We start from the raw sequence: 22,810 nt of genomic DNA on the forward strand, positions 1-22,810 counted from the left end.
TCGGCAACAGGAGACAGGCGTGAATTCTCAAGGGCCTTGATCCAAGGTTCCGGCTTTTTTGTGTTGCACTCCACAGGAGCCGGCAACGCAACGCCCGAACCGCTGATCGGTTCCCGTAATAGGGCTAGCGAAAGCAAGATTAACCGCCGCTGAACGCCCCGTTCATGTTCGCTGCCACCGCGCGCGATGCAATCACCGGTCGAATTCCTTTTCCCGGTGGGCACCGTCGCTTTCCAGTTGATTTTTGCGGGGAAACAGTACGAATATCGGCACAACCGGTGGCAAGCGCCCCGGTCAAGATAGGCATCCGCGAAGAACAAAATACCGGATGTCGGCCAACAGAGAGGACTATCATGCGTATTTCCAGACGGCTGGCAGCCGCCGCATCGGCTGCCGTTTTCGTGCTCATGGCAGGCACCGCCATGGCAGATGGCGAAAAGGTCGTTATCGGCACCGAAGGCGCCTACCCGCCCTTCAACAATCTCGAATCGGACGGCACCCTCACCGGCTTCGACATCGACATCGCAAAGGCCCTTTGCGTCGAGATGAAGGTCGAATGCACGTTCGTGACGCAGGACTGGGACGGCATCATTCCGGCGCTGATCGCCAAGAAATTCGACGCCATCATCGCGTCGATGTCGATCACCGCCGAGCGCAAGGAAAAGGTCGACTTCACCAACAAGTACTACAACACGCCGCCAGCGATCGTCGTGCCGAAGGATTCGCCGATCACCGAAGCGACCGAGGCAGCACTTGCCGGCAAGTCGCTCGGCGCGCAGGGCTCGACCACCCACTCCAACTATGCCGAAGCGCATATGAAGGGTGCCGACATCAAGCTCTACCCGACCTCTGAAGAGTACAAGCTCGACATCGTCAACGGCCGCATCGATGCCGTCATCGACGACGTCGTCGTGCTTTCGGAATGGCTGAAGTCGGCCGACGGCGCCTGCTGCAAGCTTCTCGGCACGCTGCCGGTCGATCCCGTCATCAACGGCGAAGGCGCCGGCATTGCCGTGCGCAAGGGCGACGACGCGCTGCGCGAGAAGTTCAACAAGGCGATCGAAGCCATCCGCGCCAACGGCGAGTACAAGAAAATCAACGAAAAGTACTTCGCCTTTGACGTTTATGGCAGCTGATCGACGGCTTCCGGCCGGTTTTGCTAGTGAATCATGCCGGAAAAACGTTGGTTGATGAAAAAAATGCAACGGCGGATGGCTTGCCCTTCCGCCGTTTTTGTTTGACAAGAACCTAAAACATAAGCGCGATCCATATGCATAAAAACAGCGCAAAGGGGAATTCTCTGACATGAGCGGGTTATTTGCCGGCTTCTATTCGATCCTGGCCTGGATCGGCTCCATCGTGGATCCATTGTGCGGCCCCGTCGGCGTCTTTCGCTGGCTCGCATCTGGCACGCTCCTCGCCTGCGGCGATACCGGATGGGGCGACGAACTTGCCTACGGCTTCGTCGTTACCGCAAGCCTCGCCCTTGCGACCTTGCCGGTCGGCCTTCTGATCGGCTTCTTCATCGCGCTCGGCAAACAGTCCGAAGAGCGCACAGTGCGCCTCGCCTCGAACATCTACACGACCATCTTTCGTGGCCTGCCGGAACTGCTGACGCTGTTCATCGTCTATTATGGCCTGCAGATCCTGGTGCAGCAGTTGCTGGCATCGTTCGGATATGAGGGCCCTGTCGAGATCAACGCCTTTTTCGCCGGCATGATTGCGCTTGGCGTGGTGTTTTCGGCCTACTGCTCGGAAGTCCTGCTGTCTGCCTTCAAAGCCATTCCGCACGGCCAGTATGAAGCGGGCGCGGCCCTCGGGCTCCATCGCGGTCGCACCATGCGGCTGATCATCCTGCCGCAACTGGTGCGCATCGCATTGCCGGGCCTCGGCAATCTCTGGATGGCACTGCTGAAGGATACCGCCCTCGTCTCCGTCGTCGGCCTGCCCGATATTCTTCGCCAGACCGGCATTGCCGCCCGCGTCACCAAGCAGGCCTTCGAATTCTTCAGCCTTGCCTGCATTCTCTTCCTGATGCTGGCGATGGTTTCATCGATCGTCTTCTCCAACCTTGAGCGCTGGACCAAGCGCGCGGAGATGGGCCGATGAGCTTCGTCGAAACCATGATCCCGCCACAGGCGCCGCCACCGGTTCCGCCCAAGCCCTACAGCCTCGCCCGCTTTGTGGGCAGCGTTTCGCTCGGCATCTGGCTGGCGCTCGCCGTCGGCATATTCCTGACCGTCGTCAACGGCTGGGATCCGGCAAAGTTCGCCAAATACGGCCCGAGCTTCCTGTCGGGCCTCGGCGTCACCCTGACGCTGGTCGCCTGCTCGGTCGTGCTCGGCGCCATTCTTTCGCTGCCGGTCGCGCTCGGTCGCATGTCGAAGAACAAGATCTGGTCCTGGCTTGCCTATGCCTATGTCTACTTCTTCCGCGGTACGCCGCTGATCGCACAGCTGTTCCTGATCTACTACGGCCTCGGCAGCTTCCGGCCCGAGCTCGAATCCATCGGTCTCTGGTGGTTCTTCCGCGAAGCCTGGAACTGCGCGCTCTTCACCTTCACGCTCAACACCGCCGCCTACCAGGCCGAAATCCTGCGCGGCGCGATCGAGAGCGTGCCGCGTGGCCAGCGCGAAGGGGCTGCCGCCCTTGGCCTGCCGGACCGTATCGCCTTCTACAAGATCATTCTGCCGCAGGCGATGATCGTGGCGCTGCGGCCCTACGGCAACGAGATCATCCTGATGATCAAGGGCTCGGCCATCGTTGCGATCGTCACGGTCTTCGACCTGATGGGCGAAACGCGCCGCGCCTTCTCGCGCACCTTCGACTACCAGATGTATGTCTGGGCGGCGATCCTCTACCTCATCATGGTGGAGTTGCTGCGCAACATCTGGGCCTGGCTCGAGAACCGGCTGACGCGCCATCTGAAGCGCTAGAGGCCCGAAGCTCTAACAGACATATTACAATCAAATGGCTTGGCAGCACTCTTCATCGAGTGCTGCCAAGCCATTGTTATTACGCCTAAAGTTTCAGATCGAGACAAATATTAGAACTTGATTAATAAATCAAGCGTTTCATCATAGAGACCAACCTTTGCGAGAAGTGAGGTTACTATGACGAACGAAATGGAACTGCAGCTGAAGGGTTACGGGATGACCACGGCCCAGATCCTCTACCGCATGCCGGATCACCCGACATTCCTGCAGACCTATATCTGGCAGCACTACGACATCGCCCCGGACTTTCCGGAGATGCGCGGTTTCCTGAAATTCTGGCAGGAAAAGCTCGACGGCCCCCTGCACTCGGTGCGCTACGTGCATCGCAAGCTGATATCGGCCACCGAGTGGCGGGCGCTGAAGGGCGAGTTCATCTTGCACTGAACCCGCCCCGCGCAACGTGCGGCCAAGGACAGCCGGATCAGACCGATCGGGTAATGCCGCCGTCGATGCGGATGTTCTGGCCGGTAATGTAGGCGCCGCGGTCGGTTGCCAGAAGCGCGATCAGTTCCGCCACCTCTTCCGACGTGCCGTAACGCTTCATCGGGATGCGATTGCGCCGCTCTTCCGTCTCCGGCAGGCTGTCGATGAAGCCGGGAAGCACGTTGTTCATGCGGATGTTGTCGACCGCATACTGGTCCGAAAACAGCTTGGTGAAGGCGGCAAGCCCCGAACGGAAGACGCCCGATGTCGGAAACAGCGGATCGGGTTCGAAGGCCGCATAGGTCGAGATGTTGACGATGCTGCCGGACTTCTGCTCGCGCATGATCGGCGTCACCAGCCGCGCCGGGCGAACGGCGTTGAGGAAATAGACCTCCATCCCCTTGTGCCAATCCTCATCGGTCAGTTCCAGCACCGGCGCGCGCGGGCCATGGCCGGCGGAGTTGATCAGCGCGTCGACCCTGCCCCAGGTGTCATAGGCCTTGTCGACCAGACGCTTCAGATCGTCGTTGGACTGGTTGGAACCGGTGACGCCAAGACCGCCGAGTTCGCTCGCCAGCGCTTCGCCCTTGCCCGAGGACGACAGGATCGCGACGCGATAGCCTTCCGCCGCCATCCGCCGTGCGGCGACCGCCCCCATGCCCGATCCGCCCGCCGTGATTACCGCTACTTTTTCGCCAGCCATGCTGTTCTCCTGTTAGGCTCCTGATGGCCGGATAGAAGCAGTCGCCCGCGGCAATCTCAAACGACAAATTCTGAACGCAGCCACAAATGCACACATCCTTTGCAGCCGCCTGTCGCTCAGACGTGTACCTCGCCATGGGCAAGCTCGCCCTCGCCCGGCTCCTTGTGCAGCGAGCCGTAGAGGACCACCGCGTAGAACAGCACCACCACCAGGATCACGGGCCAGCCGGGCAAAGGGCCGAGCGCCGCGTTCTGGGTGACGTCGGCCCAGGAACGCACGTGGCCGAACGGCTCGCCGTTGGTCGACAGTTTCGGCGATGAGATCTTCAGCGCCCAGGCGAGCAGCAGGATCAGATACATCCAGCAGTAATTGCGCTGCAGCCGGCGGCACACCGCCTCGCGATAGCTCATCAGGAAGGCCGGCTTGCGCAGGCTCTTGGCGATCGAGGCGGCCCAGTTGAGGTTCGGCGCGCCATCCGGCGCCAGGATCTGGGCGAAATACCCGCGCTCAAGCTGACGCACCCGGGCGCGATAGACGTCGAAGAAGCGGTAACGCCGGGCCTCGATCAAGAGCAGCAGCGTGATCAGCAGCATGGCAAACAGGAGCACGCCGTGATGGGAGGACGGCGTCGACAGCGACACCGACAAAAGCGCCGCGACAACCGTGATTGCCCAGTTCGATGTGCGGTCGATGCGATCGCGCCAGCCGGCCATGCGCCCCATTTCGCCGCGATAATAGTGCACGACGGCGTTGATCTGCTCCTGCGACGTCTGGGGCAAGGGCGGCCCCTTCGCCTCCTTGATTTCCGCCCCGACAAGCAACGGACTGAGTTCGGCGGCCATCGGCATTTCCTCCGTCTTTTCTTGTTGTTGCGATCATGAACCCTTTCCCGGCCTGGATAAATCCCGTCAACGTCGCGCGCTGCCGTTTTTTATCTGTCGGCAGCGGGTGCCGGCGGCATAAAGATGTCGCGCATTGCCAAAGACAGGCTTCGGACGTAAGAAGCGGGCATGACCCAGAACACCACGATCATCGACGAAGAAGCGCTGGCGGAAGCCTACAACCGCGCCCTTTCACTGGAAAAATCCGGCAATTTCGATGCCGCAGCCGAGGCCTATGCCGAAGTGCTGGCACTCGATCCCGAGGATCACGGCGGCGCCTCCGTTCGTCTCGCCTCGATGGGCCGCGGCGAGACGCCGGTAAAGGCGCCGGATGCCTATGTCGCCACGCTTTTCGACCAGCATGCAGACGTCTTCGACAACGTGCTCGTCGAGCAACTCGGCTATTGCGTGCCGCTTCTGGTGCGCCAGCGCCTGCAGGCACTCGAACTCGGGCCCTTCAACCGCGTGCTCGACCTTGGCTGCGGCACGGGCCTGACCGGCGGCGCATTGCGCGACATGGCCGAAGACATCACCGGCATCGACCTCTCCGAAAACATGGTCGAGATCGCTCACGAGAAGGATCTCTACGAGACCCTCTACGTGGCCGAAGCCATCGATTTCCTGGACGACAACGACGACGAGCCCTTCGATCTCGTCGTCGCGACCGACGTTCTGCCCTATATGGGCGCGCTCGAAGCGCTGTTCTTCGGCGCCGTCGACAATCTCGTGCCGGGCGGCCTGTTCATCTTTTCGAGCGAAACCCTGCCGGCCGAGACATTCGCCGGCCGTCCGTTCATGGTCGGGCCGCACCAGCGCTTCGCCCATGCCGAGGCCTACCTGCGCGAACGCCTGACGGCGACCGGTTTCGAAGTGATCGAAGTCGGCGACATCACCGTTCGCATGGAAGAAGGCGAACCCATCGCCGGCCACCTGGTGATCGCCCGCTTCAAGCCCTGATCGGGCCGACACATCATCATTCCAAGGGAGCATCGAACGATGCTCCCTTCGCTCTTTTCCGTGCGCCCGCCATCAGTTACACCAGAGCCAAAGCAATGGGAGCATTCTGAATATGGCAAAGGTCGCATTCATCGGTCTCGGCGTCATGGGTTATCCCATGGCCGGCCACCTCAAGGTCCGCGGCGGACACGAACTGACCGTCTACAACCGCACCTTCGCGAAGGCCGAAAAATGGGCTGCCGAGTTCGGCGGCCGCGCTGTCCGCACACCGGCGGAAGCTGCCGATGGCGCCGATTTCGTCTTTGCCTGCGTCGGCAACGACGATGACCTGCGCTCGGTCACCACAGGCAAGGACGGCGCCTTCGAGACCCTGAAGGCCGATGCCATCTTCATCGACAACACCACGGCCTCCGCAGAAGTCGCCCGGGAACTTTACGAGGCCGCAAAGGCTCGCGGCGCCCACTTCGTCGATGCGCCCGTCTCCGGCGGCCAGGCCGGCGCTGAAAACGGCGTTCTGACGGTGATGTGCGGCGGCGACGAACCCGCCTTCGAACGCGCCAAGCCGGTGATCGACGCCTTTGCCCGCATGGTCGGACTGATGGGCCCGGCCGGTGCCGGCCAGATCACCAAGATGATCAACCAGATCTGCATTGCCGGCCTCGTCCAGGGGCTGGCCGAAGGCATCCATTTCGGCAAGAAGGCCGGTCTCGACATCGAGAAGGTCGTCGATGTCATCTCCAAGGGGGCTGCCGGCTCCTGGCAGATGGAAAACCGCCACAAGACGATGAATGCCGGCAAATACGATTTCGGCTTCGCCGTCGACTGGATGCGCAAGGATCTGGACATCGTGCTTTCGGAAGCCCGCCGCAACGGCGCCAAGCTGCCGGTCACAGCCCTGGTCGACCAGTTCTACGGCGACGTTCAGGCCATGGGCGGCAACCGCTGGGACACGTCCTCGCTGCTGGCCCGACTGGAAAAATGACGCTCTCGCCGACCTCGAGTGCCGAAGACATCATTGCGCACCTGCGAGCTCAGCGCTCGCAGGACAGTCTTGCCGGCATGGCGCGGTTCGGCATCGACACCGAAACGGCGCTCGGCCTTTCCAATGTCGCGCTGCACGGGATCGCGCGGCAGGTGAAGACCGGTCATGCCCGTGCGCTCGATCTCTGGCAGTCCGATATCAGAGAGGCACGCATCCTTGCCGCCTTCACCGCCGACCCCAAGGCCCTGACGCTCGACGAGGCACGGCGTTGGGCGGATGACTGCAATTCCTGGGAGATCGTCGACACCGTCGCCGACCTCTTCGTCACTGCCCGTTTCGAACAGGCACTGATCCCGAATTTTGCAGAGGACGACCGGCAATTCGTACGCCGCCTCGCCTTTTCGATGATGGCGATGGCCGCCGTGCACTTGAAGAAGGAACCGGACGCGAGCCTGCTTGCCTGGCTGCCGCTGATCGAGCGGCATGCCGAAGACGAGCGCAACTTCGTCAAGAAGGCCGTCAACTGGGCGCTGCGCCAGATCGGCAAGCGCAATTTCACCTGTCACGGCCCGGCGCTTGCACTTGCCGAAAAGCTTGGCCGCAGCACCGACCGAACGGCCAGATGGATCGGCAAGGATGCCGTGCGTGAGTTAAGCGGACCAAAAGTGTCGGAGAAGCTCGGGCTCATGGCGCCAGGCCCGGATGATGTGAAGGCCTGAACGCCACGCAATGGCGTGTTGCGACCCGCTGATCGAATGTCCGGTGTCCAAATCTCCGGACGACGGGCAGCGCGGGGAATGGCCAGCGCCGCCCTTCGTCAGGTCTCAATCCTCGCTGGATTTCGCCTGGTCGATCATCATGTAGTCGAGCGGCAGCTCGGTCGTGTACTTGATCTGCTCCATGGCGAAAGCCGAGGAAACGTCGCGAATCTCGATCTTGGCGATCATCCGCTTGTAGAAGGCGTCATAGGCGGCGATATCAGGCACGACGACGCGCAAGAGGTAATCGACGTCGCCGCTCATGCGGTAGAACTCGACGACCTCAGGGAACTCGCCGACCACTTCGGAAAAGCGGCGCAGCCATTCGATCGAATGCGTGTTGGTGCGGATCGACACGAACACGGTCACCTTGGTATTGATCTTCACCGGGTCGAGAAGGGCCACGCGCCGACGGATGACGCCATCCTCTTCCATCTTCTGGATACGCCGCCAGCAAGGCGTGGTCGACAGGCCAACCTTCTTGGCAAGGTCGGCAACGGCCAGGGTGGAATCCTCCTGCAACAGGCGCAGGATTTTGCGGTCTAGACGATCCATGATGTCCCTCTCGAATTATTTTTCTTTCTATAGCGCGAAATCAGCAAAGATAAAGAATATTTTTTCAGGCGATCAACAGGCTGATCCGCTCGCGTAGAAACGGCAGGACGTCCGCTTCGAACCACGGATTGCGCTTCAACCAGCCGGTATTGCGCCAACTCGGATGCGGCAGGGGAAGGATGGCGGGCACGGCGTTGCGCAGGGCGTAACGCCGCCAGCCTGAAACGGTCTCGGTCATGGATTTCGGACAGTCCGGTCCGATATGCCAGCGCTGCGCATAGTGGCCGATCGCCAGCACCAGTTCCACCTGCGGCATCGCCGCCATCACCTGCGCGCGCCACAGGGGCGCGCACTCGCGGCGTGGCGGCAGGTCGCTGCCATGCGCGTCGTAGCCGGGAAAGCAGAACCCCATCGGCGCGATTGCCAGCTTGTCGCGGTTGTAGAACGTCGCGCGGTCGACGGCGAGCCATTGCCTGAGCCGGTCGCCGGAGGCGTCGTTGAAGGGCAGTCCGCTCTCATGAACCCTGAGGCCCGGCGCCTGGCCCGCGAGCAGCACCCGCGCCGACCTCGACATGACCAACACCGGCCGCGGCTCGTGCGGCAGGCGATCTTCCGGCCCACGCGCCGGCTCGTCGCGACAGACGCGACAGGCGGCAATAGCGGCGCGAAGAGGTCCGAGATCGTTCTCGTCGTCATGCATCGCCGATCCTCGCAAACAGCGCCGAGAGCCCTTCGAACAGCCAGAGCCGGATGGCATCGAGCCAGCCGTCGACGACATGCGGCGCCTCGTCCGCATGTCCGTTGGTGCGACGCCAGGCCTGGGGCCGGATGAAGTCGCCTGCCCAGAGACCGACGTTCCGGCTTTCCGCCTCCGCCTCCTCCTTCTGGTAGCGGCCGTAGCTCACAGCATAGCCGCTCGCCACCATTTCCCGCCCGATGTCCCGCCCGTCAGTTTCACAGGTGCCGAGATCGCGGCCATATTTGTCGCGGCCATGGAGGCGACATTGCGTCTTTCCGCTCGCCACCATCCCCCGCAACCGCTGGCGCGCGTCCGTCCCGCAGTCCCATTCTGCGCCGTTGCGTGTGCAGGTCTGGCCGAACTCCGGCGCATCGATACCTTCAAGCCGTATCCGCCGACCGCCAAGGCGCAGGCTGTCGCCGTCACTGGCGGTTGCCGTCCCGGAGACCTCGCCGGTCACGGCACGCTCCGGGCCCGGCAGTTGCGAGGCAAAATAGGCGCCGACGCACAGCATGAGAAACAGGATCCAGCCGCCGACGGTCCCCAACCGTCCGGCAGGCGCGAGATCCTTCATCCCGCGCCCCCCACCTGTAAACCGATGTCTGGATCTGCCCGATCTCAAGCTCAAAGCACCCTCTTGTTTGCCGCGCCGCCCGGCGGCCGCAAATCACGATCGCGCCACAATGGTTCTCGAATCCTTCACGCGAGCAGCAACTTCTTAAGGATTGCTGACTACAGTGCAACCAGCCTTAACCGTTGCATATATGAGCATGAGTATCGCCGTCAGCACATCGACTGATAAGATTATTGTCGACAAGTCGCGAAGCCATCGAAACAAGGCTGTTTCGAAGACCGTGCGCGCGACGCGAGAACGGCTGCAAACCGGTTCGTCGGCTCCGTCCGGCTTCGAACGCGAAATGCTCAATCTCTATATCGGCTCAGCCTTGCATGGCGCCATTGCCATGCCGATCATCGTCGCCTTCATTACCGCTGTCGGCATCTACCTTTCTGGCGACCTGAGCATCGTCATCTGGGCGGTGATGACGTTGTCCGCTCACGCCGTCACCGTCTTTCTGGCCCGCAAGGCCCAAAAGCAGGATATTGCCGCCGACAGAGTGCCGGTCTGGCGCCGCCGCTTCCTGATCGGCCAGCTGCTGATGGGCATTTGCTGGGCAACCTTCGTGACGCAGGACTGCACCGCATGCGGCGGCGTTCGCTATGGTTTCTTTGAAGGAACGGGTCTGCTGATTGCGCTGGCTGCGACCGCCATGGGCACCTTCCTGCTGCGCAATGCCTTGCTCTACACCTTCCTGCCCGTCGTTGCCGGCCTCGCCTTCTCGTCCATCACCACGGGCGATCCGGTGCATATGGGGCTGACAGGCGTGATCGCGCTGGCGCTGCTGTTCCTCGTCTTCATGACCGACCGCATGAACCGGGCCAATGTCCACATCCTGTCGATGCAATCGGAAAAGGACGACCTGATCGCCGAGCTCGAAGTGGCAAAATCGATGTCGGATGAGGCACGGCGCCGCGCCGAGGAAGCCAACCTCGCCAAGTCGCGCTTCCTCGCCTCGATGTCGCACGAACTGCGCACGCCGCTCAACGCCATCCTCGGGTTCTCCGAGGTGATGTCGACCGAAGTTCTCGGGCCGCTCAACAACCCGACCTACAAGGAATACACCAGCGACATCCACCGCTCGGGCGAACATCTGCTCAACCTGATCAACGAGATCCTCGACCTCTCTCGCATCGAGGCCGGCCGCTACGACCTCAACGAAGAGGCTGTCAGCCTTGTCGACATCGCCGACGACTGCATCGGCATGGTGCAGCTTCGCGCCCGTGCCAAGACGATCGGCATTCACGCGCAGTTCGAGCAGGGCATGCCGAGCGTCTGGGTCGATGAAAAGGCCATGCGCCAGGTCATCCTGAACCTCTTGTCGAATGCGGTGAAATTCACCAGCTCCGGCGGCGAGATCACCGTCAAGGTCGGCTGGACCGCGGGCGGCGGACAGTATCTCTCTATCAAGGACAACGGTCCGGGCATTCCCGAAGAGGAAATCCCGATCGTGCTTTCGGCCTTCGGCCAGGGCTCCATCGCCATCAAGAGCGCCGAACAGGGCACCGGCCTCGGCCTGCCGATCGTCCAGGCGATCCTGGCCAAGCACAACGGCGAGTTCATCCTGCGGTCGAAGCTGCGCGAAGGCACCGAAGCGATCGCCATCCTGCCGGCGCGGCGCGTGCTGGAAAGCCTGCCGGCCGTCGAAGACGTGCCCGCCCCTGCCCGCCGTCGCAAGAGCTTCGCCTGATCCATGCGCATCGAGACCGAACGCCTGCGGCTGCGGCCCTGGCAAGATCGTGACCTCGCGCCCTTTGCCTTGATCAATGCCGATCCTGATGTCCGCCGCTTCTATTATCCGTCCGTCCTTACAGCGGCGGAGACCGCCGACGTCATCGCCGAGTGCGATGCCCACCTGGAAAAACACGGCTTTGCCTTCATGGCACTTGAGCGCAAGGCCGATGCCGCGCTCATCGGTGGCCTCGGACTTTCCATCGCCGGCGAGGAGATTTCCGGTGGCCCACATGTCGAGATAGGCTGGATCCTCGGGAGCCCCTACTGGCGCTACGGCTATGCGCTCGAGGCGGCCGACGCCTGCCTGCGGCACGCCTGGGCAGCGCTTGGGCTCACCGAAGTGATCGGCTACACCTCGCGCGTCAACCATCCTTCACGGGCGCTGATGGAGAAGCTAGGGATGAAGCGCGATCCGGCCGAGGATTTCGACGACGTCACGGTGCCCGAAGGCAACGCGCTTCGCCCGCACGTGCTCTATCGGGCAAGGCCGGCCGGCTGAGCCGATCAGCCGAAGAAGCCGACGAACACCACCACATAGCCGGCATAGACGGCATTGGCGACGATCAGGCAGAGGCAGGCGAACGAGCCCAGGTCCTTGGCGTTCTTGCCCATCTCGGAAATCTCGGGCGACACACGGTCGACAATCTCCTCGATCGCCGTGTTGATGGCCTCGAATGCCATCATCAGCAGGAACAGGATCGCCATCGCGACATACTGGAAGAAGGTGGCGCCGGCGATCACGAACGCGACGATGACCACCGCAAAGGCGATCAGTTCGTGCCGGAACGCGGCCTCGCCGATCAACCGCTTGGCGCCGCCGAGCGAATAGCTGGCGGCAGCGAACAGATGGCGGATCCCGGTCTGCTTTTCGACCGGACCGGTCTGGCCGCGGCGGGGCGTGGTGTTGTTGGCGTCCATTTCATCTCGACTGGCTGTAAAACTGCGCTGCTTCGACATCGTCATTGAGGCGAATGCAAGGCGGTCTCGGTTGCAGTGTGCGCCGGCAGGTGTGCGCGGCGTGCATCGGCACTCTGGATAGGCGAGAAGGATACGGCCAGCAAGGCCCGACATCGCCTGGCATCGCTTCGGCGACAGCCGGTCGACAGCAAATGGCGGGCCCTCGTTCGAAGGCCCGCCGTTTCTCGTTCAGTTCTTGTTGCTGACGCCCGCCTGCGCGAACGTGGCCATGCCGCCATGGCAAGCGGCTGCGGCCTTGACGATCCCTGCGGCAAGGGCAGCACCGGTGCCTTCGCCAAGGCGCATGCCGAGCGCCAGCAAGGGCGTCTTGCCGAGTTTCTCGATCGCCCGCATATGCCCCGGTTCGCCCGAGACATGGCCGATCAGGCAGTGGTCGAGCGCAGACGGATTGGCGGCCTTGAGGATTGCGCCCGCAGCGGTCGCCACGTAGCCGTCGAGGATGACGGGGACCTGCTGCATGCGGGCGGCAAGAATGGCACCGGCCATGGCGGCGATTTCGCGGCCGCCCAGCCGGCGCATCAGCTCCAGCGGATCGGACAGATGGTTCTTGTGAAGTGCGACGGCCTTTTCGACGGCGGCGATCTTGCGCTTCAGCACCTCGCCTTGCGAACCCGTGCCGGGCCCCACCCACTCTTCGGCGGTGCCGCCGTAAAGGCCGAGATTGATCGCGGCCGCAATCGTCGTGTTGCCGATGCCCATCTCGCCGATGCACAGCAGGTCGGTGCCGCCGGCAACCGCTTCCATGCCGAAGGCCATCGTCGCTGCGCAATCGCGCTCGGAAAGGGCGGCTTCCTCGGTGATGTCGCCGGTCGGATAGTCGAGCGCCAGGTCAAACACCTTCAGGCCGAGATCGTGGCTGACGCAGATCTGGTTGATCGCAGCACCGCCTGCGGCGAAATTCTCGACCATCTGCGCCGTCACGGACGCCGGGAACGGCGTGACGCCCTGGCGGGTAACCCCGTGGTTGCCGGCAAAGATCGCGACCAGTGGCCGGTTGACCGCCGGCGGCTTGCCGGTCCAGGCCGCAAGCCAGAAGGCGATCTCCTCGAGGCGCCCGAGCGCCCCCGGCGGCTTTGTCAGCTGCGCATCGCGATCGCGCGCGGCAACCAGGGCGGCCGAGTTCGGGCCTGGCAGGTTGCGCAGCAATTCGCGGAAATCATCAAACGGCAGGCCGCTGGCGCTCATGGAGAAGAATCCTTGCATATCGAAAAGTACAATCCACGCTCCTCATAGAGGCCACGGAAATTTCGGGCAACGACATTTGCGCCAATCCGCGTCGCCGGAGCATGATCCGGCAAACAGGTGTCGATTCGGCGCGCCTGCCATGGGAGACGGGCGATGACATATCTTCGCGATTTTTGTGACGATCTCGCGCGTTCCGTCGCCTTCCTCAGTCGCATCCACATGCCGCAGCGGCATTTCGTCAACTATGACGGCCGGTTGAACCGGGCCGTCCGGGCATTTCCGCTGGCCGGCCTCATGATCGCCCTGCCCGCAGCCGCCATCGCATCCGTGCTGATGGCGTTTCAGGTGAGCTCCCTCTTCACCGCCTTCCTGGTCGTTGCCGTCCAGGCGCTGGTCACAGGCTGCCTGCACGAGGACGGGCTTGGCGATACCGCCGACGGGTTTGGCGGTGGGCGCGACCGCGATGCGGCACTGCTGATCATGAAGGACAGCAGCATCGGCTCCTATGGCGCAGTCGCGCTGATCCTGTCCTTCGGCCTCAGGGTGTCGGCGCTCGCGTCTTTCCTGCCGCTGTTCACGCCGTCGGGCGCCGGGCTGATGCTCCTTGCCGTCGCGGCCCTCAGCCGTGCGGCCATGGTCTGGCACTGGTCGCGGCTGCCGCCGGCGCGCCGTGACGGTGTCGCCGCCTCGGCCGGCACACCGGATCCGGCAGCCACGTCCTTTGCGCTGGCCTCCGGCGTGCTCTCGGCCATGCTGCTCTTCTACTTCGCCAAGGCGCCGGCCACCGCCCTCATTCTGTCGCTTGTCGCGTTCATCGTCACCGTTGCGGCCTTCGGCCGTCTCGCCACACGCAAGATCGGTGGCCACACCGGCGACACCATCGGCGCGACCCAGCAACTGACGGAGATCGCCGTTCTCGGCGCCCTTGCACTGACCGTTTGAAAAGCCGATATAATCAGTCGAAACAACGCCGGCCGCCCCGCCGCAACCCGGGACCTTCAGTTCAGGACCATGGAAACTCCCTGCATTCTCATCTGTTCCATCGATGACAAGACCGGCTACTGCTTCGGTTGCGGACGCACCCGCAACGAGGTCGGCGCCTGGTCGCAATACACCGACGCCGAGCGCCGGGCGATCATGCTGGCCCTGCCGGCAAGGCTCGAGACGATGGAGCGCAAGCCACGCCGCGAAACGCGCCGCACGCGCATGGCCAGGGAACGCGGCGACGCATGACACGGCTTCTTATTCTGCTTTCCATCCTGGCGATTGGCCTGCTGCTGCTCATCGTCAACCACGATGCCGGCCGCACCTTCGGACTGCCGAATGACGATTTCGGCCAGCTCGTCTCGCTCGGCGCGATCGCCACGCTGCTGAGCGCCGGCATCTGGCAAAGCCGCCGCCGTTTCGGCGAAGGTGCAAGGCAGGCGGCGATCTGGCTCCTGATCGTGCTCGCCCTCGTCTCGGCCTATGTCTACCGCTTCGAGCTGGAGGGGTTCGGCAACCGGGTGCTCTCCGGTCTCCTGCCCGGCCGCGCCACCGTCATCACCGACAGCGAAGGCCGCCAGGAGGTGGTGCTGCAGAAGATGATCAACGGCCATTTCGAGACCAATGCAACGGTCGACGGCAAGGAGATCAACATGCTGGTCGACACCGGCGCCAGCAGCATTGCGCTGACCTACGAGGATGCAGAGCGGATCGGCCTCGACCCGGCCAATCTCAGCTACACCGTGACGGTGATGACTGCCAATGGCCAGGCGATGGCAGCACCCGTCCTGCTGTCCGAAGTTGCCGTCGGCCCGATCGTGCGCCGCGACATCCGCGCAACGGTCGCCGCCGAAGGCAAGCTCGACCAGAGCCTGCTTGGCATGAGCTTCCTGTCCACGCTTGAATTCCTGCAGATGCGCACCGACGAGCTTCGCCTGCGCGACTGATCGCCATTGCGACGGGCGCATCTTCGTGCATGGTGCGTGGGCAACAGATGTCCGCGGCCCATCACGCAAGGTTTCGCTCATGGATTTCATGCGACTGCTGAAGTCGATCGAAGAGCTTCTCTATGAACTGGTGTCATGGCTGCTGTTTTATCCGCTGACGATGTGGCGGACGCTCAGGCAGCCGCAGGCGATGATGCGCTATGCCGACATGGAGCTGACCGACGATGTGTCGGAGCAATATACCGACACGCTGAGCCCGCCGCTGTTTCTACTGATCACGCTGATGCTTGCTCACGGCGTCGAGCTCGCGCTGGTCAACCAGACGACGCCCTGGGCGCCACCGCCGCTGCTGGCAAGCGACTCCAATCTGCTGATGTTTCGCGCGGTCTCCTTCAGCATCCTGCCCTTGCTGATGGCGGTCAGGCTGCTTCGCCACAAGGGCGCGCGGCTGACCCGCGATACCCTCAGGCCACCCTTCTATAGCCAGTGCTATGTCGCGGCCCCGTTCGCACTCGTGCTCAGCGTCGGCATGCTGCTCGCCCGAACGGAGAGCCATACCGCACGCATCGCTGGCCTCGCCTGCGTGTTTGTCGCCTTCACCTGGTACGTGATCGTGGAGATCCGTTGGTTCAGGACGGACCTCGGGCTATCGACCATCAGTGCCGCGCTCTACGTCGTCTGGACGTTGCTTCTGGCGCTGATCGCCGTGCTACTTCTCGGCGCCGCCATGGTCTATGGCACCGGTGCCGCGCCGCTCTGAGGCCGTTTTGCGTCGATCAGTTGCGCAGGCGGTAACCGGTCCGGAAGATCCAGGCCAGCACCGACAGGCAGATGGTCAGGAACACCAGGATGATCGCCGCGCTGAAGAGCGGGTTGACGTCAGACACCTCGAAGAAGCTCCAGCGGAAGCCGCTGATGAGATAGAGCACCGGATTGAAGTGGCTGACCGCCTGCCAGAACGGCGGCAGCATGTCGATCGAATAGAAGCTGCCACCGAGGAAGACCAGCGGCGGGATGACCAGCATCGGGATCAGGTTCAACTGCTCGAAATCCTTGGCCCAGATGCCGATGATGAAGCCGAACAGGCTGAACGACACGGCGGTGAGCACGAAGAAGAACACCATGGCGATCGGATGGGCGATCGAAAGGTCGACGAACAACGAAGCGGTCAACAGGATGATCGTGCCGATCATCAACCCCTTGGTCGCCGCCGCTCCGACATAGCCGAGCACGATCTCGATCATCGACACCGGCGAGGACAGCACCTCGTAGATCGTGCCTGTGAATTTAGGGAAATAGATGCCGAAGGAACCGTTGCCGATGCACTGCGTCAGCAGCGTCAGCATGATCAGGCCCGGCGTAATGAATGCGCCGTAGGAGACGCCGTTGATCTCCTGGATGCGCTGGCCGATCGCCGCCCCAAAAACGATGAAATAGAGCGAGGTGGAGATCACGGGCGAGACCACGCTCTGCAAAAGCGTGCGCCGCGTGCGCGCCATCTCGAAGAAATAGATCGACTTGATCGCTTCGATGTTCATCGTCCGGCTCCCACGATCTCGACGAAAATGTCCTCCAGCGAGCTCTGTCGCGTGGAAATGTCCTTGAGGCGCACGCCCGCCTCGGCAAGGGCTGCCAGGAGCGAAGTGATGCCGGTGCGCTCGGCGCTGGTGTCATAGTCGTAGATCAGGCAGTGGCCATCCCCCTCGAGCGTGAGGTTGTAGGACGACAGCGTTTCGGGGATCGACTCCAGCGGATGCGACAGGTCGACACGCAACTGCTTGCGTCCGAGCTTCGACATCAACGCCGTCTTGTCCTCGACCAGCAGGATCTCGCCGCCATTGATGACGCCGATGCGGTCGGCGATCTCTTCCGCCTCTTCGATGTAATGCGTCGTCAGAATGATCGTCACGCCAGAGGCGCGCAGCCGCTCGACGACCTCCCACATGCTCTTGCGCAGGCTGACGTCGACGCCGGCCGTCGGCTCGTCGAGAAAGAGCACGCGCGGCTCGTGCGACAGCGCCTTGGCGATCAGCACGCGCCGCTTCATGCCGCCGGACAATTCGCGCAGCATGTTGTCCTTCTTGTCCCAGAGGGAGAGATCCTTCAGCACCTTTTCGATATGGGCCGGGTTCGGCTTCTTGCCATGAAGGCCGCGCGAAAACGTGACGGTGTTCCAGACCGTTTCGAAGGCGTCGGTCGTCAGCTCCTGCGGCACCAACCCGATCATCGACCGGGTCTCGCGAAAATCGCGCACGACGTCATGGCCGTTGACCAGCACGGTGCCGCCCGTCGGGTTGACGATGCCACAGATGATCGAGATCAGCGTGGTCTTGCCTGCCCCGTTCGGGCCGAGCAGCGCCAGGATTTCACCCTGCTCGATATCGAGGCTGACGCCCTTGAGCGCCTTGAAACCCGAGGCATAGGTCTTGGAAAGATTGGAAACGGAAACGATGGGCGCCATGAAGCTGATCCGGGATGCGGGGGGAGAGCGAAGTCGGCAGGTCTCGCCTATATGGGCCGATTCAGAAGGATTTGCAGCCCGGCTCGTGCAAAAAACCGGGTGACGGAGCGTCAACGTCAGGAGGATCGGCCGGTTTCCAGGCCATTCGAACCGCTGCCCGCGCCTTGCCGCCCGGCTCCGATCCTCGGCAGGCGATCGTGCAGCACCATGCCGGCAAGCATGGCAACCACGAAAAGCGCCGTCGCCGGCAACCCGAGTGACAACGAGGCGAGCGCCGGACCGGGGCAAAGCCCCACCAGGCCCCATCCGACGCCGAAGGTGGCCGAACCGATGACGAGCCGCCCGTCGATCACGCGGTTTTCAGGCAAGTGAAAGCTGTCGTCGAACAATGGGCGTCGCATCCGCCTGACAGTCAGCGCGCCCAGCGCCGAGACGGCAACCGCCCCTCCAAGAACGAAGGCAAGCGACGGGTTCCAGTCGCCGGCAATGTCGAGAAAGCCGCGCACCGGCGCCGGATCCAGCATGCCGGAGAGCGAAAGGCCAACGCCGAAGAGAATGCCGGAGGCAAGCGTGGCCACCAACCGCCAGACGATATCCCGCCTCATTGAAACAGACCCTGAACAAAAACCGTGACAATCGCCGCGAACATGAAGGTCGCGACCGCCACCATCGATCGGCGCGACAACCGGGCGAGACCGACGACGCCGTGGCCGCTGGTGCAGCCGGAGCCCATCCGCGAACCAAAGCCCACCAGCAATCCGCCGATCACCAGCAACGGCCAGGATGCGCTGACGGTCACGGCCGGCCATGCGCCGGAGAAAAAGCGGTAGATCACCGGGCCCGCCACGAGCCCGAGAATGAAGACGGTGCCGGTCGCGGCCTGCGTGCCCTGCAGCAGTCGCCCAGCGATGCCGCTGATGCCCGCCACGCGTCCGTTGGCAACCATCAAGACCGCCGCCGAGAGCCCGATCAGCAGGCCACCGGCAAGCGCACTCCAATACTCATTCATTTTTTCGGGCCTTCGCGACAAAAGATCTGACAAAGCGTGCTGACCAGCCGCGCGACCTTATCATGGCTGAGGCGATAGAAGACCTGCTTTGCCTGGCGCCGCGTCGATACGACGCCGGCCTCGCGCAGCACCGTCAGCTGCTGCGACAACGTCGGCTGCCGGATCCCCAGCAACTCTTCCAGCGCCGCGACAGAATGCTCACCTTCGAGCAGCGTCGTGACGATCAGCAGCCGGTTGCGATTGGAAAGCGTGCGCAGAATCCGGGAAACATCGGTGGCGTGCGCCGTCATGTCGGCACGCACACCTGGAAATCGCATAACAGTACCCATGCCTTCCTCCCGTGGTGCGTAGGAGTGAGTGGAGACCTAAAAGGTGCGCCTGGAACAAAACCACACTCAATCCATGATTGTTATACGAAGTAATATATTATCGTATTACTTATTGAAGAGCCAGAGGAAACACAAAGGCGTTACCTTACGGCCCGGCCGGCTATCGCGGCTCGACAGAATCATAGAGCAGAATCAGTCCACTACAACGGTACGCGCGACAAAAATACGCGCAGAGGTTGGCAATGCGCGTGAAAGCAACCAAAAGGATGCGCTAAAATGCCTGCCTGAGAAGAGCCTTACCCGTAAAGGCTGTAGAAAAACCTGAAAGCAATCAAGACCATGAAAATGCCGAAGCCGGCCTCGAGCTGGCGCCGGTTCATGGCGTGCGCGGCGCGCACGCCGAGCGGTGCGACCAGCAGGGTGATCGGAATGATCAGCGCGACCGCGATCCAGTTGATGAATCCGGTTGAGAATGGCGGCAAGCCGGCCATGCCCCAGCCGGCCCACACATAGCCGAAAAGGCCGGGGATCGAAATCAGCACACCGACGCCGGCCGATGTCGCGACCGCCTGGTGGATCGGTCGGCCATAGAGCGTCATGAAGGTGTTGTTGAGCACGCCGCCGCCGATACCCATCAACCCCGAAAGGATGCCGATCGCAACGCCGACGAGCCATTTCGCCGGATTGCGCGGCAGGTCGGAGCCGAGCCGCCAACTCGCCCGGTTGAACAGCATGCGAAAGGCGACCGCAAGGGCGATCACCGCAAAGATCAACCGCAGCGTTCCACTGCTGACGGATGCTGCGATCACCGACGCCAGGATCGCACCGAGCGGCACGGCGATGATCCAGTTTCTCAGAAGCGCCATGTCGACGACGCCCCGTTTGTAATGGGACAGGAACGAGCGCACCGAGGTCGGCACGATGATGGCAAGCGAGGTGCCGACAGACAGATGCATGCGCACCGCATCATCGATGCCGAGCAGGCCGAACACCTGGTAGAAGACGGGCACGAGGATGGCCCCGCCGCCGATGCCGAAGAGGCCCGCAAGCAGGCCAGCGACCACCCCGGCGGCAGCAAGCGCCAGGGCAAACATCATCAGTTCCGAGACCGGTGGCATTGCATGCTCCATCGTGACAGCTGAGCCCCGACGAAGAAACGCGGAATTATCGGCCGGGAGGACCGTCTTGTCACGAAACGGTGATGCTTATCAATCAGTTTGGCGGGGCACGCGGCCCGCACGCCCCGTGATTTGCACGCATCGTTTCTGGTCCGGAGCCCCCTCTCCGGACGTCGGCCGGCTCCCCGCCGGCCATTTTTTTGATCGCTGGCAAAAGCGCTCGCTCGCACCTGTCAATCGCAGTGGCGATAACCGGTCTTGCGGGTTCGCAGGTCGAAGTGAAAATGATCCTTGTGATAGGGATCGCTGCCCGGCCCGAGGACCGTGTTGAAGTATTTGCAGCTGTCGGTGCGCACGGCTTTCAGCAGCCCCTTTTCGCGGAAGGCGAAGAAGCCCTTCTTGCGCACATCGATCTCCTTGCCGTTCTTCAAGACGAACTTGCCGACATCGATGGCATTGCCGTGGGCGTGCTCCGACATGGGGTTGCCGCGGCGCGAGTTCATGGTGCGGCAGGAATAGCCGCCGAGCGGCTTGATGGTCTTGACGCCGGACCAGTAGCGATAGCGCGACGAAGGCGCGAGTTCGTATTTCACCCATTTGGCGAAGGCTTCGGTCACTTCGCAGTTGAGCTTGACCGCAGGCTTGACGTCGATACCTCCCGAAAGGCCGGCCAGTTCGATCGGATAGTCGATACCGCAGGAAGGGCCGTTGCTGATGCGCGGGATATCGCGGAACTCAACGCCGAGCTTGCGCAGCCGCTGACGGCAGGCAATCTCCGAGCGCGGCATCTGGCCGGTGAACTGGGTTTCCGGCTCCGACATCGGATTGCGGGCGCGCGGCAGCATCGCCACTTCCTGCGGCTGCTGCGCCCGTTGCATCGCGTTCTGGCGTTCGAAGGCACGGCGACGCGCGGCCTCTTCGGCCGAAATCTGCTCCGCGGTCAGGGGCGGCAGATCCGGATCGCCGCCAAGGCTTGCCTGTGCCGCGTCCAGGGTCTGCGGCGGGCTGCCGAGCTGGCGAACATTGTCCTCGCCGATACCGCCGACGACCGGCTGGCTGGCATTGCCCTCGGCAATCTCGTTGTTCTGTTCTTCCGCCAGCCCGACCACGGGCTCGACGCCAAGCATCTGATCCATGTTGACGCCTTCGGAGGGAATAGCGCTCGAACCGGAGCTGACGGGCTGCGCGCCCGAAAGGGTCGCCTCCTCGCTGTCGATCATCGGCAGTGCGCGGCGCGGCGGCTGATGGCTCGCTGCCGGCGCAGTCCGGCCGCCGCCGAACGTGGAAACCGGCTCACCGGAGGGATAGGCCGCGACCTCCTGTTCCGGCACGGCATCGACGGGAACAGGCCCGATGGCGCCGACGCGTTCGCCGCTGTCAATCCGCGCCGACGGCGTCAAGTCATCCGTCGTGCAGGCAACGAGCGAGATCGACAGCACGAAGGCCGTCAAGGGCCGCTGAAGCGAGGAAACATACCCCATACCGATTTGCCGCCTTCATCCAGAGCGATACCGGAGATATCGCCACGCCGCGCCCACCCGACTTCAAAACGGTGCAGGCCGCCTGTGTCGCAAGCCGGGCGCCCGGCCGAAAAAGCCCGATTTCCGGGGCATTTTATGCAAACACGGTAAATGAAGCCTTGCGCGCGGCACCCAACATCCAGCAGGTCGAAAGGCTGCAACTCCTTCTCCTAAAACCACAAAGGCCCGCGAGCCAACCGGCTGCGGACCTTTGATACTGGCGGCTGGAGGACGCCAGAGCGCGCTGCTTCAGATGCAGGATCCGGCGCTGGCAACCGCCGCACCATCCGCCTTGGCCGAGCAGGAATTGGAGTAGGTGCGGAAACTGCCATCGCGCAGGCCGCAAACGGGGGCGTAATCCTGGGCGCAGAACGCCTCCTCGTCCCGATCGTCCTGCCGGCGGCATTCACCCGACGACAGAACCCGGAAGCCCTCTTCGCCGGCTGTGCAACTGTTTGGGAACGTGCGCATCTGGCCGCGACGCTGGGCGCAGACAGGCGCGTAGTCCTGCGAGCAGAAACGCGGCTCACGGTCGTCCTCGATCCGGCATTCGCCTGGCGATTTCACACGGTAGCCGGCTTTGCGCGCCGCGCAGACGTTCGAAAAGGTCCTCGTCTGACCGCGCGATTCGCCGCACACGGGCGCGTAGTCCATCGTGCACATGTCGCCGCCGATCGGCGCGGGTATCGGCGGCGGATAAGGTCCGTCATGCGGAACGCAGGCACTGAGGAGCGCAATCGCCATCGGGGCGGCGAAGAGCAGCTTCGACGTGATGAGTTTGGAAAACGACATGGAATTCCCTGTGAAACGCAGCCTGAGCGCAGGCGAGCAGAATGAGCCCGCCCGACGCCCTGGGGCGCGATTTCTATCCCATTATCGACTATCGTCAAGATGGCATAAACTTATATAAAACCATCTAAAATTGTATTCGCGGA

The 22,810-nt window shown here is 62.8% G+C and carries 28 protein-coding genes; 13 read left to right on the forward strand and 15 right to left on the reverse strand.

The features are described from left to right. The first annotated feature begins 353 nt into the window (after window positions 1–353). The 4 genes from RTP54_RS09665 (at window position 354) to RTP54_RS09680 (ending at window position 3,380) form a co-directional block, all read left to right on the forward strand. Complete coding sequence (locus tag RTP54_RS09665) at window positions 354–1,136, forward strand: ABC transporter substrate-binding protein (RefSeq protein WP_112804748.1); 783 nt, start codon at window positions 354–356, stop codon at window positions 1,134–1,136. Between the two features lie 169 nt (window positions 1,137–1,305). After that, window positions 1,306–2,109, forward strand: a complete 804-nt coding sequence (locus RTP54_RS09670) for an ABC transporter permease (protein WP_112804746.1) — start codon at window positions 1,306–1,308, stop codon at window positions 2,107–2,109. Continuing rightward, entirely contained in the window at window positions 2,106–2,936 is an 831-nt protein-coding gene (locus tag RTP54_RS09675; protein WP_112815586.1) for an ABC transporter permease, read from the forward strand. Before RTP54_RS09670 ends, RTP54_RS09675 begins: the two co-directional genes overlap by 4 nt. 177 nt (window positions 2,937–3,113) lie before the next feature. After that, a complete protein-coding gene (locus tag RTP54_RS09680; protein ID WP_112804742.1) occupies window positions 3,114–3,380 on the forward strand; it encodes an usg protein in 267 nt (88 codons plus the stop codon). Window positions 3,381–3,417: 37 nt separating this feature from the next. Here the strand turns inward: RTP54_RS09680 and RTP54_RS09685 are convergent, their stop codons facing one another. After that, the gene (locus RTP54_RS09685) at window positions 3,418–4,122 is read right to left on the reverse strand and encodes an SDR family oxidoreductase (protein ID WP_112804740.1); all 705 of its coding nucleotides are present in this window, start codon (window positions 4,120–4,122) and stop codon (window positions 3,418–3,420) included. 116 nt (window positions 4,123–4,238) lie between these two features. Further along, window positions 4,239–4,964: a DUF2270 domain-containing protein gene (locus RTP54_RS09690; protein WP_112804738.1), complete on the reverse strand. Its 726-nt coding sequence runs from the start codon at window positions 4,962–4,964 to the stop codon at window positions 4,239–4,241. Between the two features lie 168 nt (window positions 4,965–5,132). On the opposite strand from RTP54_RS09690, the gene RTP54_RS09695 reads away from it, so the two are divergent. The 3 genes from RTP54_RS09695 (at window position 5,133) to RTP54_RS09705 (ending at window position 7,661) form a co-directional block, all read left to right on the forward strand. Further along, window positions 5,133–5,960, forward strand: coding sequence for a class I SAM-dependent DNA methyltransferase (locus tag RTP54_RS09695; protein WP_112804736.1), 828 nt, complete (start codon window positions 5,133–5,135; stop codon window positions 5,958–5,960). A gap of 106 nt (window positions 5,961–6,066) precedes the next feature. After that, window positions 6,067–6,942 carry an NAD(P)-dependent oxidoreductase gene (locus tag RTP54_RS09700; RefSeq protein WP_409517120.1) on the forward strand — a complete coding sequence of 292 codons (876 nt, stop codon included), beginning with the start codon at window positions 6,067–6,069 and terminating at the stop codon, window positions 6,940–6,942. Further along, window positions 6,939–7,661 carry a DNA alkylation repair protein gene (locus RTP54_RS09705; RefSeq protein ID WP_312362226.1) on the forward strand — a complete coding sequence of 241 codons (723 nt, stop codon included), beginning with the start codon at window positions 6,939–6,941 and terminating at the stop codon, window positions 7,659–7,661. Before RTP54_RS09700 ends, RTP54_RS09705 begins: the two co-directional genes overlap by 4 nt. A gap of 105 nt (window positions 7,662–7,766) precedes the next feature. On the opposite strand, the gene RTP54_RS09710 is transcribed toward RTP54_RS09705, so the two are convergent. The 3 genes from RTP54_RS09710 to RTP54_RS09720 all read right to left on the reverse strand — a co-directional run bounded on the left by RTP54_RS09710 (window position 7,767) and on the right by RTP54_RS09720 (window position 9,568). After that, window positions 7,767–8,255: an Lrp/AsnC family transcriptional regulator gene (locus tag RTP54_RS09710; RefSeq protein WP_112804730.1), complete on the reverse strand. Its 489-nt coding sequence runs from the start codon at window positions 8,253–8,255 to the stop codon at window positions 7,767–7,769. Between the two features lie 64 nt (window positions 8,256–8,319). Continuing rightward, on the reverse strand, window positions 8,320–8,955 hold the full coding sequence (locus tag RTP54_RS09715; protein ID WP_312362229.1) for a uracil-DNA glycosylase family protein: 636 nt from the start codon (window positions 8,953–8,955) through the stop codon (window positions 8,320–8,322). Beyond that, window positions 8,948–9,568 carry a thermonuclease family protein gene (locus RTP54_RS09720; protein WP_312362230.1) on the reverse strand — a complete coding sequence of 207 codons (621 nt, stop codon included), beginning with the start codon at window positions 9,566–9,568 and terminating at the stop codon, window positions 8,948–8,950. Before RTP54_RS09720 ends, RTP54_RS09715 begins: the two co-directional genes overlap by 8 nt. A 196-nt stretch (window positions 9,569–9,764) precedes the next feature. Here RTP54_RS09720 and RTP54_RS09725 point away from each other — a divergent pair, with 196 nt between their 5' ends. Next, window positions 9,765–11,300 carry a HAMP domain-containing sensor histidine kinase gene (locus tag RTP54_RS09725; protein ID WP_312362232.1) on the forward strand — a complete coding sequence of 512 codons (1,536 nt, stop codon included), beginning with the start codon at window positions 9,765–9,767 and terminating at the stop codon, window positions 11,298–11,300. Between the two features lie 3 nt (window positions 11,301–11,303). Further along, window positions 11,304–11,843, forward strand: coding sequence for a GNAT family N-acetyltransferase (locus RTP54_RS09730; RefSeq protein WP_312362234.1), 540 nt, complete (start codon window positions 11,304–11,306; stop codon window positions 11,841–11,843). A gap of 5 nt (window positions 11,844–11,848) precedes the next feature. Here the strand turns inward: RTP54_RS09730 and RTP54_RS09735 are convergent, their stop codons facing one another. Next, on the reverse strand, window positions 11,849–12,262 hold the full coding sequence (locus RTP54_RS09735) for a diacylglycerol kinase (RefSeq protein WP_112804722.1): 414 nt from the start codon (window positions 12,260–12,262) through the stop codon (window positions 11,849–11,851). Window positions 12,263–12,490: 228 nt separating this feature from the next. Next, the gene (cobT, locus tag RTP54_RS09740) at window positions 12,491–13,507 is read right to left on the reverse strand and encodes a nicotinate-nucleotide--dimethylbenzimidazole phosphoribosyltransferase (RefSeq protein ID WP_112804720.1); all 1,017 of its coding nucleotides are present in this window, start codon (window positions 13,505–13,507) and stop codon (window positions 12,491–12,493) included. 153 nt (window positions 13,508–13,660) lie between these two features. Here cobT and RTP54_RS09745 point away from each other — a divergent pair, with 153 nt between their 5' ends. The 4 genes from RTP54_RS09745 to RTP54_RS09760 all read left to right on the forward strand — a co-directional run bounded on the left by RTP54_RS09745 (window position 13,661) and on the right by RTP54_RS09760 (window position 16,198). Beyond that, window positions 13,661–14,449, forward strand: a complete 789-nt coding sequence (locus RTP54_RS09745) for an adenosylcobinamide-GDP ribazoletransferase (protein WP_312362238.1) — start codon at window positions 13,661–13,663, stop codon at window positions 14,447–14,449. A gap of 69 nt (window positions 14,450–14,518) precedes the next feature. Beyond that, window positions 14,519–14,740: a DUF1289 domain-containing protein gene (locus tag RTP54_RS09750; protein ID WP_112804716.1), complete on the forward strand. Its 222-nt coding sequence runs from the start codon at window positions 14,519–14,521 to the stop codon at window positions 14,738–14,740. After that, entirely contained in the window at window positions 14,737–15,438 is a 702-nt protein-coding gene (locus RTP54_RS09755; RefSeq protein ID WP_312362240.1) for a TIGR02281 family clan AA aspartic protease, read from the forward strand. Before RTP54_RS09750 ends, RTP54_RS09755 begins: the two co-directional genes overlap by 4 nt. 79 nt (window positions 15,439–15,517) lie before the next feature. Further along, window positions 15,518–16,198, forward strand: a complete 681-nt coding sequence (locus RTP54_RS09760; RefSeq protein ID WP_112815596.1) for a permease — start codon at window positions 15,518–15,520, stop codon at window positions 16,196–16,198. A 16-nt stretch (window positions 16,199–16,214) separates the two neighbouring features. On the opposite strand, the gene RTP54_RS09765 is transcribed toward RTP54_RS09760, so the two are convergent. The 8 genes from RTP54_RS09765 to RTP54_RS09800 all read right to left on the reverse strand — a co-directional run bounded on the left by RTP54_RS09765 (window position 16,215) and on the right by RTP54_RS09800 (window position 22,667). After that, complete coding sequence (locus RTP54_RS09765) at window positions 16,215–16,976, reverse strand: ABC transporter permease (RefSeq protein WP_112804710.1); 762 nt, start codon at window positions 16,974–16,976, stop codon at window positions 16,215–16,217. Beyond that, complete coding sequence (locus RTP54_RS09770; RefSeq protein ID WP_312362242.1) at window positions 16,973–17,899, reverse strand: ABC transporter ATP-binding protein; 927 nt, start codon at window positions 17,897–17,899, stop codon at window positions 16,973–16,975. Before RTP54_RS09770 ends, RTP54_RS09765 begins: the two co-directional genes overlap by 4 nt. 116 nt (window positions 17,900–18,015) lie before the next feature. Beyond that, the gene (locus tag RTP54_RS09775; RefSeq protein ID WP_312362243.1) at window positions 18,016–18,504 is read right to left on the reverse strand and encodes a YeeE/YedE family protein; all 489 of its coding nucleotides are present in this window, start codon (window positions 18,502–18,504) and stop codon (window positions 18,016–18,018) included. Beyond that, on the reverse strand, window positions 18,501–18,908 hold the full coding sequence (locus RTP54_RS09780) for a YeeE/YedE family protein (protein WP_312362245.1): 408 nt from the start codon (window positions 18,906–18,908) through the stop codon (window positions 18,501–18,503). The genes RTP54_RS09775 and RTP54_RS09780 overlap by 4 nt, the downstream gene beginning before the upstream one ends. Next, complete coding sequence (locus tag RTP54_RS09785) at window positions 18,905–19,237, reverse strand: ArsR/SmtB family transcription factor (protein WP_112804702.1); 333 nt, start codon at window positions 19,235–19,237, stop codon at window positions 18,905–18,907. The genes RTP54_RS09780 and RTP54_RS09785 overlap by 4 nt, the downstream gene beginning before the upstream one ends. 296 nt (window positions 19,238–19,533) lie before the next feature. Further along, a complete protein-coding gene (locus tag RTP54_RS09790; RefSeq protein ID WP_112804700.1) occupies window positions 19,534–20,355 on the reverse strand; it encodes a sulfite exporter TauE/SafE family protein in 822 nt (273 codons plus the stop codon). Between the two features lie 233 nt (window positions 20,356–20,588). Continuing rightward, window positions 20,589–21,836, reverse strand: a complete 1,248-nt coding sequence (locus RTP54_RS09795; protein ID WP_112804698.1) for an extensin family protein — start codon at window positions 21,834–21,836, stop codon at window positions 20,589–20,591. 288 nt (window positions 21,837–22,124) lie between these two features. Continuing rightward, window positions 22,125–22,667, reverse strand: a complete 543-nt coding sequence (locus RTP54_RS09800; protein WP_312362249.1) for a Kazal-type serine protease inhibitor domain-containing protein — start codon at window positions 22,665–22,667, stop codon at window positions 22,125–22,127. Window positions 22,668–22,810 lie beyond the last annotated feature (143 nt).

Origin of the sequence: Ensifer sp., assembly GCF_031989085.1 — a bacterium.
Classification (GTDB): domain Bacteria; phylum Pseudomonadota; class Alphaproteobacteria; order Rhizobiales; family Rhizobiaceae; genus Ensifer.